Genomic DNA, 15,265 nt, shown 5'->3' with positions numbered 1-15,265 from the left:
CCACCGCGAAAACCCCTGAAATCGGAGAATTCCGCATGGCAATCCCTAATGTCGGGAAATGCTTCCCCACGGCTGCGGGCTTTCTGGCCTATCTGGAGAGCCTGAAATTCGGCGCGTGGCGGCCTCGTTTCGTGACGATGCACCACACCGGCGCTCCGGACCTCGCGACCTGGCGGGGCTGGCAGACGCGCGCAAAGCCGGTCTCCGATGAACAGTGGCTGAAGAACCTCGCGGCCTACTACGGCGCACCGCCTTTAGGCTGGAGTGCGGGGCCGCACTTCTTTTTCACTCCGAACAATTTCTGCGTTCTGTCGCCACCGACGGCGCGCGGGGTTCACGCGGTATCGTTCAACGCGATGTCATGGGGCCTCGAGTGCGTCGGCGACTTCGACCGTGAGAAGTTCGACGGGGCCGTCCGTGACAAGTACGTCGAGGGTCTGGCCTGCCTGCACATCGCGACAGGCTTCCAGTTGGCGCCGTTCGAGAAGGGTGTCCGCGGGCTACACTTCCACCGGGACGATCCCAAGACTAGCAAGACCTGTCCGGGCAAAGGCGTCGACAAGGGCGCGCTGGTCAAGCTGGTGCAGGCGAAGATCCTCGTCATGACTGGCGGCGACCACCCAGCAGAACAGGTGACGCCAAGGCCCGTCAAGAAAGACCGAACCGGGATCGTCAACGCGGCCGACGGCCTGACCGTCCGGATGGAAGCCAGCGCCAAATCTCCGCAAGTCAAATCCCTGAAGAAGGGAACGACCGTCACCATCACGGGCGAGGCCGTGAACGGCGAAACGAAGTGGTTCGCAATCTCCGGCGGCTACGTGGCCGCTCGATACGTCACTCTGAACTAACCGCCGCGCGACGGCATCGCGCATCACAAGATCACCATCCGGAGTCAACTATGAAACGCTCTCTTGGCGTGGCCTTTGCTGCGCTCTCTCTGCTTTACGCTCATTCAGCGTTCGCCGCTGAAATCAACATCGGCCAGGCCCTCAACGGCAGCCTGCAAGAAATCATCAATGCCGCGGTCACGGCGGCGATCGCGACTCTGGTTGGCTGGGTCGCGATCGTGGTCAAGAACAAGTTCAATATCGACATCGAGGCCAAGCACCGCGACGCACTGACCGCTTTCCTCCAGCGTCAGGCTTCGGGCTTGGTCGCGGCCGGTGCGGTCAAATTGTCAGGCGTCAAGGTCGAAGTGAAGAGCGAGGCGTTGGCATCTGCCGCGAACGCGGGACTGGCGGCCATTCCGGGGGCACTGGCGTTCTTCGGCCTCACGCCCGAGAAGATCCAGAGCATGATCGTCGACATGCTGCCGAAGCAGCCGGCGGTTGCTCAGGCGCAGGCCGTGGCGATCGACGTCGCCAATCCGGCCACGCCCAGCAAGCCCGCCTGATGCTATCCGCCATTGCGACGTGGTTCGCAGCGCACGGCGCCGGGCTTGTGCTCGGCGCCATCGCAAAGCTCGTGTTGGACGGCCTGACCTCGTACCAGGCCAACAATGCCCTTCGCGAGGCTGGCGCGGCTCAGACGGCGAACAAGGTCAATGTTGAAACGCTGGAGACCCAAGATGCGATGGCAGGCGTTGCTCGTCCTACCGATGACGCTGTTTCTGACAGCCTGCGATCCGGGAAGTTCTGACGTCGTCGTCAAGATCGTCTGCCCGCGCATCAACGAATACGACGCCAAGACGCAGGATCGCGCCCTGGCGGAATACAACGCGCTGCCGAAGGATTCGGCGCTGCGGCTGTTCATCGGCGACTACAAGCAGCTGAGAGACCAGATCAGGGTATGCCGGGCACGCGGGGCTTCAGCCGCATGACCATCGAATGGTGGCTGCAGAAGGTGCAGGAGGGTGGCGGCATTGCCGCGGTTCTCGAGCTCGCCGCTCTGATCTGGATGAACTTCGAGCGCAAACGCTTAATTGGAGAAGTTAAAGAGAAGTCGGACAAGGTCGACGCGCTTGCCGAACGGCTGATCGTGGTGGCGACCGAACTCAAGACCTTCCTGTTCAGCGAGCGGCGTGCATGAATTATATCATCGTGCGGCTTTTTCAGCGTGCCCCGACTAACGGTCACCACGACCCCTATGCGGCCGCTATGTCGATCAGTGATGAGTTGATTGACAAGATGCGCGCTGCCAACGGCACCATGGACACCGTCAGGTCGCTGGTCACCGACATCCTGCAGCGGCGCCATAACGTGCCGGTCGTCACCACCATCTACGAGGCCGTGCAGGAAATGAAGGCGGGCACAGATCAGGATCCGCTCGATCTAGGTTAGTCTCGACTCTACGTCTAAAAAAATACGGCCCCGCTTAGCCCTTCCCGGGGCGGCGGGGCCTTTTTCGCGTTTTGGGACTGGATGATGTTGTAGGCCTTAGCCTGTTTCTTGCGCGGCTCTGCCGTCGGTGATGGTTCGCCGTGATGGATCGCCTTGAGCATGGCGATCCTGGCATGCAGTCGCGGACCCCTGCCCTCTGCGGCGTCGATCAGCAATTGGCCGGCAAGCTGCCAATGCGGCAGCTTGTGCTTGGTCGCCGGCACCTTCGCGATGTACGCTGCCGCGTCCCTGAGAGTAACCAGCTCGCCGCCGTCTGGCAGATCGATCGGCAATTCAAATGGACGATGCCAGCCTCTATCCGCCACGGGCGCGTTTCGCCGGCGGCCGGGGCGGTGAAGCCTCGCGAGATCGCAGCGCGACGAGGTTGCAAGCCGGCTTCTTCCGTTCGTCTTTGCAGCGCTGACATCGCAGCACCCGCTCCAAGGTGTGCACCTGGTTCTCTCGAGGCCAGACGACCTCGCGCAGATCCATCATGCTCTCATGGCCGCAGCGCTTGCAGCGGACCTCGAGCAGCTCGCAGCCGCAGGCGATAGCCTCCGCGATCGAGGGCGACGGGCTGGCGTCTCCGCCGATGAACTGGCGGGTGTTCCATTCCTGGCAGGCGAGATGGTGCGCGTGGCGGTAGGCGGATTCCACCTGCCCGACAATGGCCTGATGGGCCTGTTCGGCCGCCCGCAGCTCGCGAACGTAATGGCGCCGATCGCGACCCGATAACGGGAGCTGGATGACGCGTGGAGACATCAGTCGCTCCGGCCGGCGGCCTTGCGCGCGTCCTTGCCGGCATCCCAAGCCTTGACACCATGGCCGGCGGCAGCTTCAGCGCCGGGTGCCGTGCTTTCGGCTGTGCACCTGGTGGTCGGCGGGTTGCCGCAGGTCTTGCCAATATCGGCCCAGCCGACGCACCGGCCCGAAGGTCCGCGATAGCCGGGCCCACCGCGATCGCCGCACGCCGCCAGGGCGTCGGTCGCTAGAATGCAAAGGAACGTCGCTGCCAGTGTCCGCCACATGGCGGTCATAAAAGCGCGGTCCTGACAGCTTGGCAAATGACCCCACCGGTTGAGCCCGGAAATGGGGGCAGGCCCCGCCGGTTGTACCCGCAATCGCGGCCGTCGTCCGGCTAGACCCGAGGAACCAGCACGCCGTTGTTGTTTGCCTGCTTCAAGATGACGTCTGGACCGATCTGAAGGTCAGCAGCAAGGTCGAAGACCTCTGTCATTGTCAATCGCCCCTTCTTCACGCGCGATCGTATTAGAGCTTTCGGGGCGGTCAATTCAGCTGCGAATGCCCGGTTGGCCTGCTGATCTCTCGTCACCGCCGACGTGAGCAATCTCGTTTCGGTCAATCCTTCTGATGACCAGGCAGAAAAAATTGCTCGGGCCCCGGCGAAACGACGCTTCGTCTCCTTCTCCTGGAGAAGCCCGACCTTCATCTCGTTCTCGTTGCGAACGACGGCGCCGGTCACTACGACTTCGTCATAGGTATGGTTCGTCCGAGTCTGCACCTTCGTATCGATTTTGAACAAATCGAAAATACGGCTCGCGCCCTTGGTGTCGAGATCACTGATCCCCAACCGCCGACGAAGCAGCTCCGCAGCCTGAATACCTCGCCGCCACGCCGGTAGAGACAGGTTCTCCTTCGGCAGAAGTACCGATTCAATCGGCGAGAGCGTAGAAGAAGCGGCCCCGCGCGTGATCTCCATCGCCTGCTCGGCGATGGCTGCAACCACCGGGAACTGTGCGGCAGGAGAGGCCAGGCACAGATCCATCAACAGGCGCTCGCCAAACTGCGGCAACAACTGCTCGAGCAGCCCAGCTATTCTATCGTCGATATCATACGGCGAGAGGCCGAGAGCCCCGGCGAAACGGCAAAATTGCGCCTCTTCCTCGTCCGTTTCATTGATCAGCTTCCATAGGTCCTGCAGGGAAGTATCCCGCACACGCCTTTCTTCGAGGCGATCGACGACGGACTGAACAAAGCCGCGGATCGTTCCTTCGACCAACTCTCGGCCACAGGCAATTTGAGCACGGTTTTTGAAACGCACGCCCGCGAGCGTAGCGTCGCGAGCCGATGCCGTGATGTCGAGCGACTTCCCCAATGCGACGATTGAAAGCTTGGGCAGAGCAAAGCCATGCTGCGCGGTAAGGAACGAGTGCCTCGAAAGAAACTCGGAATCGTCCCCCTCGTCCTCGCTCTTCCTGGGCTCCCAAAGGAGCGGCCACCAATTCTCGGCCATCCATTCCGCGAGAAAATAGGCGGGAATCTGCAGCTTCTTCGAGACGGCGCCCTTGCGATCGGCAAATTCGGACACAATGCGGTCGTCGACGACGATCAGCATTTCGCTGAGCGTTGCGTCGGCTTCGTTCCGCCCCTCCTGGGCGATCCAGTCCGCTGAAATCTCAAACTCACTCATGATCGCAATCCTGCGGGAAGGCCAGAGACCTCAACGGGATAAGCGTGGTAGGTGCCCGCCGTTCCGGTATTGGTGCAGGCCTCGTACCAAACATCGCCCTCTTTGTGCCACAGCCGCCTCGGGAAACCATTAACCCACTCTTCCGAGATCCTGCCTTTCCTGATCGCGTCGCGCATCGCGTCGCCGGCCTGCTGGAGGGTGAAATCCCTCGGACACGGCGTCGCCGGTTTCGTCCGGCGGACGAGCTTACCATCAATTTTGCAATGATAGTCGCTGGGGGCATATAGGGCCGCCTGAGCGACAGCTTCAAGCTCCTCCTTCGGCACAACCTTCCGCAACAGCCTCATCCTTTGCGGAAATTTAATTTCGCGGGTTTTCGGTCGTTTCATCTATTCCCCCGTTCAGGTTGTAACGGGAGCCTTGAACCAGCGTCAACATGGGCCCCAGGGCCTAGAAGACGGCGCGCCGACATCGACAAAACCAATGGAAGCCGGGCTTGGGAATCCCTGTGGTGCGTTAAAACCGATCCGGCCGTTGTCCGGTAGCCGGTTTCTCAGCAGGGCCTATGGGAGGCCGGTTTTGACCCCTTGGGGCTCGAACAAACCGGGAAAAGCGGATTGCTTACAGGGTTGCTTACAGATTGCTTACGGGCCGTCGCCCCGCAGGGCCAAAACGGCAGCAAAAACAAGATGGTGGGGGAAGAAGGACTCGAACCTTCGAAGTCATAAGACGGCTGATTTACAGTCAGCTCCCTTTGCCACTCGGGACACTCCCCCGTTTAACTGCATCGCAAACCCGACCGCTAACCGGCGGCGGAAAGGCCATGGATGACGTTAATACCCGGAGCCGATGGCGGGCTCCCGGTCGGCGCGTTTATGGGCGAAGGGCCATGGCAAAGTCAACCAAGGGAAGCCGCCAAAAGCACCCCCAAATGGCCCAAATTGCCATAATCCGGAACCCGTGACACAAGCTGGCCCATGAGCGATCGCGACCGAAAACCACCGTTCCGCCGTGGCGGCGGCAAACCCTTCGAAAAAGGCCGGAAACCGGGCGGCCGCCCGGCCTGGCGCGACCGGGATGCGAGCCCGGACGGGCCGGTGATTCTCTATGGCTGGCATACGGTTGCGGCGGCCCTCGCCAATCCGGAGCGCCAGATCCGCAAACTGTTTTTGACCGAAAACGCCGCCCGGCGTCTCGCCGACGAGAATATCGACACCCGCGTGCCCCCGGAAATCGTCCGGCCCAGTGCGATCGACCAGCGGCTGGGTCCCGATGCAGTGCATCAGGGCCTGCTCGCGGAGGCCGAGCCGCTGCCCGCGCCTGATATCGATGCGCTGGCACAGGAGGGCATCGTGCTGGTGCTCGACCAGATCACCGATCCGCACAATGTCGGCGCCATCCTGCGCTCGGCCGCGGCGTTTGCGGTCAAGGCGATCGTCACGACAGCCCGTCACAGCCCCGAGGCGACCGGTGTGCTGGCCAAATCCGCATCCGGCGCACTCGAGATGGTGCCGCTGGTGACGGTGCAGAACCTCGCCCGCGCGCTGAACGAGTTGAACGACCGCGGCTTCATGACGGTGGGCCTCGACAGCGAAGGCGCGGAGGACCTCGCCGCGGTCGCGCTACAGCAGCCGCTGGCGCTGGTATTGGGCGCCGAAGGCAAGGGTTTGCGGCAATTGACGCGCGAGACCTGCAGCGTGGTGGCGCGCCTCGACATGCCCGGCGAGATCAAGAGCCTGAATGTCTCGAACGCCGCGGTGCTGGCGCTCTATATCGGCGCCTCCAGGCTGGGATTGATGAAATAAGAGCTCTCTATTTTTTGACGCGTTTTCTTTACGCGAACCGGAATCCACTTCGCTTGAAAACGCGATGAAAACGCCCGCTCGCATGATGCGAACGGGCGCTGAAGCCTTGATTCGAACTTTGGATCAGTAACGGCCGTAGCGCGCGCCGCCGCGATAGCCGTAACGGCTGCCGTAGCCGTAGCGAGCGCCATAACCGTAACGGGCGCCATAGCCATAACGGATGCCCGGACGGACACCGTAGCGATAGCCATAGCCATAGGCGCGCGGAGCTACGACGCCGCTGCCATAGCCGTAATACGGAGGATAGCCGGTGACGAAGTCTTCCTGATAGACGCGGGCCGGAGCCCAGGCGCCGGGACCGGAATAGGTCGGACCCTGGTTGACGTAGTAATATTGCTGCACGGGATCGGCGAGCCGGGCATAACCCCAACCGACGCCGCCGCAGGGGTTGCAGGCCGACGAAGTGTAGGTTGCCACCGGCGCGGCGTAGACGACGGGCGCTGCGTAACCGCAGCTGGAGTAACCGCAGGCCATCGCGGGCGAAGCGGCCATCACGGCGACTGCCGCGACCAATCCTGAAATCAAATGACGCATTACTCTCTCCTGTGGGTTTTTTGCCTGCAGTTATTTTGCCTGCAGGTATTTTTGTTGGCGTGGTTTTGTTGGCGTGGTCTCTCAGCGTGGAAAGTTCTGTCGTCCTCGTGGTCCGAAATCCGGTCGCCGGACATCCCCCGGCGCGTAGATGATATCTGGCGGTTCGACCGGCACGTTGGACTGCGCCGGCAGCGGCGCCGACTGCGCAGACCAGGACTGGTGATAGCTTTCGGCGGGCTGCGGCAACCTGCGGTTCGCCGGCGGTTCGATTTCCAGCCGCCCGTAACCGGGCAGATGACCCGCGCTCGGATAATAATGACCGACACGCGGAACCGGATCGACATAGCGGCCACCATAGACGGTCGGCTGCACATGCGTGCCCTTGCCGAGGCCCCATTCGCCTTCGACCACCCTATAGGATGCATCGACGCCGTTAATGATGACGGGCACACCGGGACGACCTGGAATCACGATATCAAAGCCGCCGCCGGCAAGTGCCGTCGACGTCGTCGCCATCAATATTGCCAGTGTCACGCCAATGCGCATCGCTCGGGACCCCGTTTTTCCTGGGCCGCAATCTAATCGAACAGGCGTCCGCAAGGGTTAAGAGGCCGGACCAAATTGCCAGTAAGGCTAACGCGCAAGCATTCCCCGCCGTTCAATTGCGAGCGAACGCGATCAGCAATTGTTAACGGCGCGCGCTCAGCCCAACAGGTTTTCGACGATCGTGTTGGCCCCGATCGCGATCGTGACGAGACCGACGGCACCCTGCAGGCCGCGGTTGGCCCAGGTGAGCCAGCGCGCGGACACCGCGAGCGGCACGGCGATGACCGAGGACAGTGCGCCCATGCCGATCATCGAGCCGATCCCGAACAGCGCCACATACCCAAGCCCGGCCGCGGGTGTGGACGCCTGCGAGACCGTCAGCATCAGCAGCGCAGCCGATCCCGCCATGCCGTGCATCAAGCCGACCAGCAGCGTGCGCCAGCGAAAACCGTGTTCGTGGATGTGCGCGGTGCGCAGATGCGGCGTGGTTTCGCCGGCATGGCTGTGGGCGTGAATATGCACGGTGCCGTCGCCGTGGCCATGTTTGTGAAAATGCACGCGGTCGCGCCACAGCCGCCACAGCACGTGCGCGCCAAGGCCGACCAACATGATGCCGACGGCGGCCTCCAGCGGACGCGCCACATTTTCGGGGATCGCGCGGCCGAGCAGGATGGCGCAGCCGGCGAAGACGAACAGCGTCAGCGTATGGCCGAGCCCCCAGGTCAGCCCGTGCTTGACGATATCGCCGACCCGGCTGCGGCGCGCGGCGATGCTGGAGACGGCGGCGATATGATCGGCTTCGAGCGCATGTTGCATGCCCAGCAAAAACCCAAGCCCCAAAATTCCGAACATATGTCCCCTTCCCCTTCCGTCATTGCGAGCGCAGCGAAACAATCCATACTTGCTTTGCGGCCCGATGGACTGCTTCGCGGAGCCTTCATCGGGCGCGCATTCGCACACTGGCTCGCAATGACGTTTCAAATTTCCTTATGACACCGCTTGACCTGATTGTCAGAGGCAATATTCACGCCGGATTAGTGCCTTCGGAAAACACTTCATCCAACAGGCTGCGCATCGCCGCCCATGAGCGGCGATCGGCCTGTTCGTTGTAGAGCGCGGTGCGCATCATCGAACCGTCGGCGGCGGGATTGGTGAAACCATGCAGCGTGTTGCCGTAGCTGATGACCTGCCAGTCGCCCACCTGGGCTTCCCGCATCTCGTTCTCGAACGCGGCGACCTGATCAGGCGGCGCCAGCGGATCCTCCGCACCGGTCAAGACCAGCACACTCGCCTGCACGGCGCCGGGTTGCGCGGGCATTTTCGTCGCCAGCGCGCCGTGGAAACTGACCGCCGCCTTGAGATCGGCGCCCTCGCGCGCGAGCTCCAGCACCACCGAACCACCGAAGCAGAACCCGATCGCCGCGAGCCGGCGCGTATCGACCTCAGCCAAATCCGCCAGCGCCGCGAGCGCGGCACGGCCGCGGGCGCGGAGTTTTTCCGGCTCGGCGCGCAGGCCGCCGACCAGTGTCGCGACCTGCTGCAGATTGCTCGCCTGCCGCCGGTCGCCAAACATGTCGGCGGCGAGTGCGATGTAGCCGAGGTCCGCGAGCCGCCGTGCGCGCTCCATCGCAAACTCGCCGAGCCCGAGGCCCTCGTGAAACACCAGCACGCCCGGGCGCGGGACTGCGGCATTGTCGCTCCAGGCCAGATAGCCCCGCAAATTGACGTCGTCGCAGCGGTATTCGAGGTCACGCGTCGGCATGAAATTCTCTTGAAAGTTTCTTCAAGGTCTCTTGAAGTTCTATCGAAGTTGTCTTGGAGTTTTTTTGGGGGCGCTTCAAAATGCGGGGATCCGGAACATCACACCGGTTTGAACGCAGCACAACCCAAAATCGGAACATCGTGTCCAGCCATCGGTTGGCCTCCGACAACAATTGCGGAGAGCAACCCATGACAAAGCTGAAACTTTTGGGCGCAGTGGCCTTGCTGGCGGCCACGGTTACGACACCGGCGATGGCGCAGCGGTGGACCAATGATTACGATTATCGCTATCGATCGTCCGGCTTCTGGCCAGGCGACGTCGCAGCGGGTGTCGTCGGCGGTGCGATTGGCACTGCAGGCGCGATTGCGACCGCCCCGTTCCGCGGCAGCGACTCCTACGCCTACTATGGCGGCCCGGCCTATGACGATTCCTATGCCTATCGGGTGCAACGCCCGCGCAGCCTGCGTCCCGCCTGCGGCATCCAGCCTGACGCGACCTATATGGGCCCGGACGGACGCTGGCGCCCTTGCTGAGGGTCGATCGGCAACGCGAGCAACTAACGCCGGTTTGAATCGTTAAGAAAAATGCGGGGCGCCCGGCGCGTTCCGCATTTTGCCTTGCGTGACGAAAGCTCGCGTCACTTGCGTCACGGAAACGTCACGGAAAGGAGAGATCGCATGACAAAGTTCAAGATTCTCGGTGCGACCGCAATTCTCGCCTCCGCGTTGGCGACTCCGGCCGCGGCGCAGCAGCTGCCCGGCAGCTATCGTCAGGCCGCTCCGGATCAGGCTTATCGCCAGCAGGCCTATCGCCAGAACGGCATTTGGCAGAACAGCTACAACCGCTGGGATAACAGCGGCGGCGTCCGGCCGGGCAATTTCGCAGCCGGCACCGCGACCAATATGGCGGGCGTGCCGCCGATCGGCGGCGAGGAATATGCCCGCCGCAACGGCTTTGTTTGCATCCCCGGCACAACGTTCCGCGGCGAAGACGGCCGCCGGCATCCCTGCCAGTAAGACAAGCGTATCGAGACGCGGAAAAAGGCGGCTTCTGGGCCGCCTTTTTCATGCGCGGAAATGCTGAAAGTGCCGTTCGAGGTTCTGGCCCTTTGCAAGCAAGTCTGGTATTCGAGCCGCCTGATGTCGACGGGATCCAGTCCGGTATTCCGCGGGCCCGTGATTTCAGTTCGCCGGTTTAGCTCAGCGGTAGAGCAGCGGTTTTGTAAACCGAAGGTCGGGAGTTCAATCCTCTCAACCGGCACCATTCCGCGTTCAAGGTCGCATCCCCTTACATCAGCATCCAGCGCCGTATCAGCCACGCCAGCCCGAGCGCAACGATCATGACGCAGACGCCGAGCCAGGACACTGCTTGTTCTGAAATCGCCGGCGAGCCGCCCGGCAATCTTGAAAACGGATTCCAGCTCGGTCCTTCGGAGTGGTCGACTTTGACCCGATTGAGGGTGAAAAGCGCGAGCGCGCCACAACCGAAAAAGAAGAAAACCACGTGGCAGACATAAGCGGCCGGCGAGCTGACACCATTATACTTCAACATGGCACCTGCCGAATGATGGCTCGAGGAATACGATTTTGAAGCGCACGCGCGTCATGAGAGCACGAATAGCTCGGCACGGCCGTCATCACAACGTTAGACGCTGATTGTAGCCGAATCTACTTCTTCGACCGAGCCGCCGCCGCGCCGCTGGCGATATCTTTCCGCCTTTTGGCCGTCATTCCGGCCGCCCGCGCCTTGCGACCCATGCGTCTGAGTATTGTCACGGGGAAATGCTTGGCGGTAAGGTCTGCAAGTTCAGCAGACGGTGGGGGCTTTCCCGATGGGCGACGCCAGATGTAGCTGCGGTGCAGTCACGCTCTCGCTTCCAGAAGAGCCATCCAGGATCGTTGTTGCTTGCCATTGCATCGACTGCCAACGCCGAACCGGCGCGCCGTTCGGTGCCGGCGCTTATTACCCCGCCGAGCTTGTCGCCATCTCAGGAACCTCAAAAGAGTTCACGCACGCCGCCGCAAGCGGCGGGGAAATCCATAACTATTTTTGTCCGCAGTGCGGCTCAACAGTCTACTGGAAACTCGGCAACATGCCCGGTCTGATCGCCGTCGCTGTCGGCGCGATGGCGGACCCGACATACCCGACCCCTGTCATATCGGTTTTCGAACAGTCGAAACATCATTGGGTTCGAATTGATGGCGCCGTGGAGCACTTCCGGCAAAATCGCCTCCCAAAAAATTCAAACTGAGACACTCCCCGCTATTCACAGCAAATTTTTGGCGCGGTCCACTACGAGCCGCTCCAAGCAAACCACACGATAAAAATCTCAAGTGACTCTTGACCGAGAATCGCAAATCAGAATTTGTACGGCCTTGCTTTGGAGGCGCCGTGTCAGATCCTTTTACTGATTTCATGACTGGAAAATTATCGAACCGGCGAGCTGCTGAAGACCGGCGGGTGTTCCGCCTGATGTATCTTGCCCTCGCCGGCTTGATCATTCTGGCGGTGGCGAAACTGTTTATCTGAACGCGTTCGGGCAAGGAAAAAGCCCGGATTGCTCCGGGCTTCTTCGTTACCAATGATGGTAGTGGCGATGATAGTGGCGGCGATAGTATCGCGGGCCACCGTCGTAGTAGGCGTACGGCCCACCGCCGTAATAGCCGTACCTCGGTCCATAGTAGTAAGGGTTATTGTAGGCATTGGCTGCCGCTGCGGCGCCTAGCACGCCTGCGGCCACGCCGAAGCCGATCGCAGCGTTACGCCCGCCGCGGGCCTCCGCCGGAGAGTTGACGACAGCTGATGTCGCAAGCGCGGCAACGGCTGCAAGAGTAAGTCCTGTCTTTCGCATGTGTGATCCTCCTTTCCATTCCCGCGTTAACGCTTGCCACGCGAGGCCGTTGCAGGAACTTGCCCGGCTTAATTTTTGACATTTTTGCGAAACGGAGTTCTGTTCCGGCGACTCGACGAAGTTCCGGAAGGCTCTACACGCGGATGCAAATTCCACTGCACCCGTTCAGGGCTTCAGCGCGTAGGAGATCGCGATACGCAGCGCGAGGCCGACGCCGATCCCCGGCGACGTTATTCCATGGCCGCACCTATCGCGACGCCGATCAGTCCCCGCGGCGATGGTGCTGCCTTGCGTCACGGCGGCGTCCCTGCGCTATCGGTTGCTGTTCCGGTCCGGATCCGGCACCTGGGGATTTCTGTCCGCCCGGCTCGAATCGTCCACTTGCGATTTGAGATCGGCGGCCTTCTCGACCAGACCCGCTGCGACATTCGGGTCGGTGACTGTCCTGGCGAATTTGAGAAGCGTCGTTGCCTGACGCGTCAGATACTCCCTGCCCACCACTGTTGTTATCTCCGGATTTTGCCGCGCCCGCAGACGTTACGTTGCAACGCGGGATTCGTTCCGAGCCCGGCGCTACGAAGTGATCATTTTTAATCTTTTAATCTTTGTTCCCTCCTTTAGCCGCGGGAGCCGGCATCTTGGGTTCCCGTCGTCCGCCCGCCTCGGAACCAACCCCGGCCGATCACGTTTTTTCCGCATGAGAATTCGGGAAGAAAACTGCAATCTGGTTTTGCTCACCGGCGTGACGCTGGTGAGCGCTGTAATCGCGGGCGCCGCCACTTTCGTGGAGCCAGCCTCCCCGGCTGGCAAAAGCAAGGCGGTTTATGCCGCCTCGGCGTCTTCGCCGTCGGCTGTCGCGGCCTCGTCGCCGTCGACCGCCGCGACTTCACCGGCGGTGGCAAGGCAGCCGGGCCGCCTCGTCGACCAGGCTCCGGTCCGGGTGATCGGCGCCCCCTTCGTACCCAACACCAATCCGCGCGAGCGCTGAGCAGGTGAGATCGGGTGCAGCCGCTTGACAACTTTTGATTACATTCTCATCCAATACTCGTTCTGCGAGTTGCCCCCTTCTTTCTTTGCATGGGGTTGTTTTCGCGATTTTGAGTCTGGGCCTCCCGGCTGTCTCCCTTTTGTCACCTCACCGGCAAATCGGATGCCTTCATTAGCCATCTTCAACACTCGCCCTTGATTCCGCAAAAGCCTTTTGCTGGAATGGCTTGGGCCGAGGTGTGTGATGAAATGGATGAAAGAACGCGACCTCCTGATCGCGCAGACGATGGCATTCGTGCAATCGGTGACCGGAAAAAAGCCGGATCTCGACCAATTCGTCGGGAAGGCATCGGCTATCGCCAGCCCCGAAGCTCCCGCTACCTCTGAGGCCCCCAAGGCCACGCCCGCGGTGTCGATGCCTGACATCGAGGCGATGCTGGCCGAAACCGTCGCCGCCCCGCCACCGAAGCCGGCGCTGGCCGGGCGCACCGAGCCCAAGGTCGACTTCCAGTCCGAGATCCGCGCCCGCGTCGCCAATTTCCGCGCGCATCAGGAACGCTTCAACCGCGAGCGCGAGGCCTATTGCAGCGCCACCATGGCCAAGGTGCACGCTTCGCTGCACGAAGACACCGGAGTGCCGCGGCCGGGCAAATAGCCGCCTGCCTCAGGCCCTGCCGATCTTCTCCAGCACGGGCAGCAGGTGCGTCAGGAACAGGTCCGGATTTTCGCTCATCGGGAAGTGGCCGAGCCCCTTCATGATGGTGACCTCGCAACCTGCGATGCTGTTCGCGACATCAAGCGTTTCCTCCGGCGTGCAGGAATAATCATACTCGCCGGAAAGCAAAAACAGCGGACAGCGCCCGGTGTCGATCTGCGCGACGCGGCCACGGATATCGCCGTCGAGCTTGTAGAAGTGCAGATCGCCTTTGAAAACGCCGGGGCCGCCTTGCATATAGTGCCACAAGGTTTCCCAGCGCTCACTGTCCGGCGCATCGGGCCCGACCAGGCCGGAGACGATGGCACCGGCGACCTCGCCGCCGTGCACGTCCGGCCGGTGCAGGAAATTCAGATCGTAATAGGGATCGACATGCGCGCCGGCCTGCAGGCCGATGATGGCGCGAAAGCGCTCGGGATGTTCGAGCGCCAGATGCAGCGCGATGCGGCCGCCGATCGAACAGCCGATCAGGATCGGGTGATCGAGTTCAAGTGCCGCCGAAATTTCCAGGACCATGGTGGTGTATTGCGCCGAAGTCAGCTGGTATTCCTCGTCGTGCCAGCCGGCCGGCGGCGAGGACTTGCCGTGCCAGGGCATGTCGAAGGCGATGACGCGATGTCTTGCGGTGACGCGCGCGTCGTTCATCAGCGCGCGGTATTGCCGGCCGTCGCTGCCCGCGGTGTGCAGGCACAGCAGCGGCGTGCCCTCGCCCGCTTGCTCGACATAGATGCGGTGCGGCCGGCCGAACAATTCCAGATGCATGTAGCGGCCGATGATCGGCTCGAACCTCGCGCTCATGCGGCGGCTCCCGTGGCGCGCAGCTTGGCGAGCGCCTCCTTGAAGTAGCGCAGATGGGCCATGAATACCCAAAGATCGCCCTCGGCCTGCAGCACGCGCCGCTTGATCAGGGCCAACAGGTCGTTGGAGCCCGGCGGCGGGCGCTGGCTCCAGAATTTCTTCCATTCCGCCTCGGAGGCGCGAAGCGCAAAGGCCGCTGACGGCATCACGATCGGCCCTTGCGTCACCGACATGATTCGGCCCTGGTAGATCGAAATCAGAAAGGCAGTCTGGCCGACCTCCAGCAGAAAGCTGGTCGTAAGGTAGCGGCCGCGCCGGACCAGTCCCGCATCGCCATTGACCCGCGCCTGCAGCGTCTCGATCATTCCCGGCTCCACCCTGCAATGTTGTCGGGCCGCTTCGCTGCCCGCATTTGTTGTGTCGCATGATGGGCGGATTAGGCGCGCCGTCAATCCGCT

General features: G+C 62.0%; 25 protein-coding genes and 2 tRNA genes. 13 read left to right on the top strand and 14 right to left on the bottom strand.

All coding sequences use genetic code 11. The features are described from left to right. Positions 1 to 35 precede the first annotated feature (35 nt). From ACSQ84_RS11175 to ACSQ84_RS11155, 5 genes are all read left to right on the top strand, one after another. On the top strand, positions 36 to 848 hold the full coding sequence (locus ACSQ84_RS11175) for an N-acetylmuramoyl-L-alanine amidase (protein WP_436211714.1): 813 nt from the start codon (positions 36 to 38) through the stop codon (positions 846 to 848). A gap of 50 nt (positions 849 to 898) precedes the next feature. Continuing rightward, complete coding sequence (locus ACSQ84_RS11170; RefSeq protein WP_436211713.1) at positions 899 to 1,393, top strand: hypothetical protein; 495 nt, start codon at positions 899 to 901, stop codon at positions 1,391 to 1,393. Positions 1,394 to 1,567: 174 nt separating this feature from the next. After that, on the top strand, positions 1,568 to 1,819 hold the full coding sequence (locus ACSQ84_RS11165) for a hypothetical protein (RefSeq protein WP_436211712.1): 252 nt from the start codon (positions 1,568 to 1,570) through the stop codon (positions 1,817 to 1,819). Next, positions 1,816 to 2,028 (top strand): hypothetical protein, encoded by a 213-nt coding sequence (locus ACSQ84_RS11160; protein ID WP_436211711.1) that lies wholly within the window; start codon positions 1,816 to 1,818, stop codon positions 2,026 to 2,028. Before ACSQ84_RS11165 ends, ACSQ84_RS11160 begins: the two co-directional genes overlap by 4 nt. Continuing rightward, positions 2,025 to 2,279, top strand: coding sequence for a hypothetical protein (locus ACSQ84_RS11155; protein ID WP_436211710.1), 255 nt, complete (start codon positions 2,025 to 2,027; stop codon positions 2,277 to 2,279). The genes ACSQ84_RS11160 and ACSQ84_RS11155 overlap by 4 nt, the downstream gene beginning before the upstream one ends. A 14-nt stretch (positions 2,280 to 2,293) precedes the next feature. On the opposite strand, the gene ACSQ84_RS11150 is transcribed toward ACSQ84_RS11155, so the two are convergent. From ACSQ84_RS11150 to ACSQ84_RS11125, 6 genes are all read right to left on the bottom strand, one after another. After that, positions 2,294 to 2,611 (bottom strand): hypothetical protein, encoded by a 318-nt coding sequence (locus ACSQ84_RS11150; RefSeq protein WP_436211709.1) that lies wholly within the window; start codon positions 2,609 to 2,611, stop codon positions 2,294 to 2,296. A 22-nt stretch (positions 2,612 to 2,633) separates the two neighbouring features. After that, the gene (locus tag ACSQ84_RS11145) at positions 2,634 to 3,080 is read right to left on the bottom strand and encodes a hypothetical protein (protein ID WP_436211708.1); all 447 of its coding nucleotides are present in this window, start codon (positions 3,078 to 3,080) and stop codon (positions 2,634 to 2,636) included. Further along, positions 3,080 to 3,355 (bottom strand): hypothetical protein, encoded by a 276-nt coding sequence (locus tag ACSQ84_RS11140; RefSeq protein WP_436211707.1) that lies wholly within the window; start codon positions 3,353 to 3,355, stop codon positions 3,080 to 3,082. The genes ACSQ84_RS11145 and ACSQ84_RS11140 overlap by 1 nt, the downstream gene beginning before the upstream one ends. Positions 3,356 to 3,456: 101 nt before the next feature. Next, complete coding sequence (locus ACSQ84_RS11135; RefSeq protein ID WP_436211706.1) at positions 3,457 to 4,749, bottom strand: hypothetical protein; 1,293 nt, start codon at positions 4,747 to 4,749, stop codon at positions 3,457 to 3,459. Beyond that, positions 4,746 to 5,138, bottom strand: a complete 393-nt coding sequence (locus ACSQ84_RS11130; RefSeq protein ID WP_436211705.1) for a hypothetical protein — start codon at positions 5,136 to 5,138, stop codon at positions 4,746 to 4,748. The genes ACSQ84_RS11135 and ACSQ84_RS11130 overlap by 4 nt, the downstream gene beginning before the upstream one ends. Before the next feature lie 301 nt (positions 5,139 to 5,439). Further along, positions 5,440 to 5,525: transfer RNA gene (locus ACSQ84_RS11125), tRNA-Tyr, on the bottom strand. Between the two features lie 201 nt (positions 5,526 to 5,726). On the opposite strand from ACSQ84_RS11125, the gene rlmB reads away from it, so the two are divergent. Continuing rightward, positions 5,727 to 6,554, top strand: a complete 828-nt coding sequence (gene rlmB / locus ACSQ84_RS11120) for a 23S rRNA (guanosine(2251)-2'-O)-methyltransferase RlmB (protein ID WP_436211704.1) — start codon at positions 5,727 to 5,729, stop codon at positions 6,552 to 6,554. 123 nt (positions 6,555 to 6,677) lie between these two features. Here rlmB and ACSQ84_RS11115 read toward each other — a convergent pair whose 3' ends face one another. The 4 genes from ACSQ84_RS11115 to ACSQ84_RS11100 all read right to left on the bottom strand — a co-directional run bounded on the left by ACSQ84_RS11115 (position 6,678) and on the right by ACSQ84_RS11100 (position 9,456). Beyond that, positions 6,678 to 7,148, bottom strand: a complete 471-nt coding sequence (locus ACSQ84_RS11115; RefSeq protein ID WP_436211703.1) for a hypothetical protein — start codon at positions 7,146 to 7,148, stop codon at positions 6,678 to 6,680. Between the two features lie 81 nt (positions 7,149 to 7,229). Continuing rightward, positions 7,230 to 7,694, bottom strand: a complete 465-nt coding sequence (locus ACSQ84_RS11110; protein ID WP_436211702.1) for a hypothetical protein — start codon at positions 7,692 to 7,694, stop codon at positions 7,230 to 7,232. A gap of 156 nt (positions 7,695 to 7,850) precedes the next feature. Continuing rightward, positions 7,851 to 8,546, bottom strand: coding sequence for an urease accessory protein (locus tag ACSQ84_RS11105; RefSeq protein WP_436211701.1), 696 nt, complete (start codon positions 8,544 to 8,546; stop codon positions 7,851 to 7,853). A 172-nt stretch (positions 8,547 to 8,718) separates the two neighbouring features. Next, positions 8,719 to 9,456, bottom strand: a complete 738-nt coding sequence (locus tag ACSQ84_RS11100; protein WP_436211700.1) for a dienelactone hydrolase family protein — start codon at positions 9,454 to 9,456, stop codon at positions 8,719 to 8,721. Positions 9,457 to 9,644: 188 nt separating this feature from the next. Between ACSQ84_RS11100 and ACSQ84_RS11095 the strand changes: the two genes are divergently transcribed. The 3 genes from ACSQ84_RS11095 (at position 9,645) to ACSQ84_RS11085 (ending at position 10,719) form a co-directional block, all read left to right on the top strand. Continuing rightward, the gene (locus ACSQ84_RS11095; RefSeq protein WP_436211699.1) at positions 9,645 to 9,989 is read left to right on the top strand and encodes a hypothetical protein; all 345 of its coding nucleotides are present in this window, start codon (positions 9,645 to 9,647) and stop codon (positions 9,987 to 9,989) included. Positions 9,990 to 10,133: 144 nt separating this feature from the next. Next, on the top strand, positions 10,134 to 10,472 hold the full coding sequence (locus tag ACSQ84_RS11090) for a hypothetical protein (protein ID WP_436211698.1): 339 nt from the start codon (positions 10,134 to 10,136) through the stop codon (positions 10,470 to 10,472). Positions 10,473 to 10,644: 172 nt separating this feature from the next. Then, a tRNA-Thr gene (locus tag ACSQ84_RS11085) sits at positions 10,645 to 10,719 on the top strand. Between the two features lie 24 nt (positions 10,720 to 10,743). Here the strand turns inward: ACSQ84_RS11085 and ACSQ84_RS11080 are convergent. Then, on the bottom strand, positions 10,744 to 11,007 hold the full coding sequence (locus ACSQ84_RS11080) for a hypothetical protein (RefSeq protein WP_436211697.1): 264 nt from the start codon (positions 11,005 to 11,007) through the stop codon (positions 10,744 to 10,746). 280 nt (positions 11,008 to 11,287) lie between these two features. Between ACSQ84_RS11080 and ACSQ84_RS11075 the strand changes: the two genes are divergently transcribed. Further along, entirely contained in the window at positions 11,288 to 11,707 is a 420-nt protein-coding gene (locus tag ACSQ84_RS11075; protein ID WP_436211696.1) for a GFA family protein, read from the top strand. Between the two features lie 140 nt (positions 11,708 to 11,847). Then, positions 11,848 to 11,985, top strand: a complete 138-nt coding sequence (locus ACSQ84_RS11070; protein ID WP_436211695.1) for a hypothetical protein — start codon at positions 11,848 to 11,850, stop codon at positions 11,983 to 11,985. 46 nt (positions 11,986 to 12,031) lie between these two features. Here the strand turns inward: ACSQ84_RS11070 and ACSQ84_RS11065 are convergent, their stop codons facing one another. After that, positions 12,032 to 12,307: a hypothetical protein gene (locus ACSQ84_RS11065; protein ID WP_436211694.1), complete on the bottom strand. Its 276-nt coding sequence runs from the start codon at positions 12,305 to 12,307 to the stop codon at positions 12,032 to 12,034. Positions 12,308 to 13,004: 697 nt separating this feature from the next. Here ACSQ84_RS11065 and ACSQ84_RS11060 point away from each other — a divergent pair. Next, complete coding sequence (locus tag ACSQ84_RS11060; protein ID WP_436211693.1) at positions 13,005 to 13,295, top strand: hypothetical protein; 291 nt, start codon at positions 13,005 to 13,007, stop codon at positions 13,293 to 13,295. 243 nt (positions 13,296 to 13,538) lie between these two features. After that, positions 13,539 to 13,949 (top strand): hypothetical protein, encoded by a 411-nt coding sequence (locus ACSQ84_RS11055; RefSeq protein ID WP_436211692.1) that lies wholly within the window; start codon positions 13,539 to 13,541, stop codon positions 13,947 to 13,949. A 9-nt stretch (positions 13,950 to 13,958) separates the two neighbouring features. Here ACSQ84_RS11055 and ACSQ84_RS11050 read toward each other — a convergent pair whose 3' ends face one another. Beyond that, on the bottom strand, positions 13,959 to 14,807 hold the full coding sequence (locus ACSQ84_RS11050; RefSeq protein ID WP_436211691.1) for an alpha/beta fold hydrolase: 849 nt from the start codon (positions 14,805 to 14,807) through the stop codon (positions 13,959 to 13,961). Further along, on the bottom strand, positions 14,804 to 15,172 hold the full coding sequence (locus tag ACSQ84_RS11045; protein ID WP_436211690.1) for a hypothetical protein: 369 nt from the start codon (positions 15,170 to 15,172) through the stop codon (positions 14,804 to 14,806). The genes ACSQ84_RS11050 and ACSQ84_RS11045 overlap by 4 nt, the downstream gene beginning before the upstream one ends. Positions 15,173 to 15,265 lie beyond the last annotated feature (93 nt).

Source organism: Bradyrhizobium sp. LjRoot220 (assembly GCF_964252915.1).
Classification (GTDB): domain Bacteria; phylum Pseudomonadota; class Alphaproteobacteria; order Rhizobiales; family Xanthobacteraceae; genus Bradyrhizobium.
This window is presented reverse-complemented; position numbering and strand designations above follow the sequence as displayed.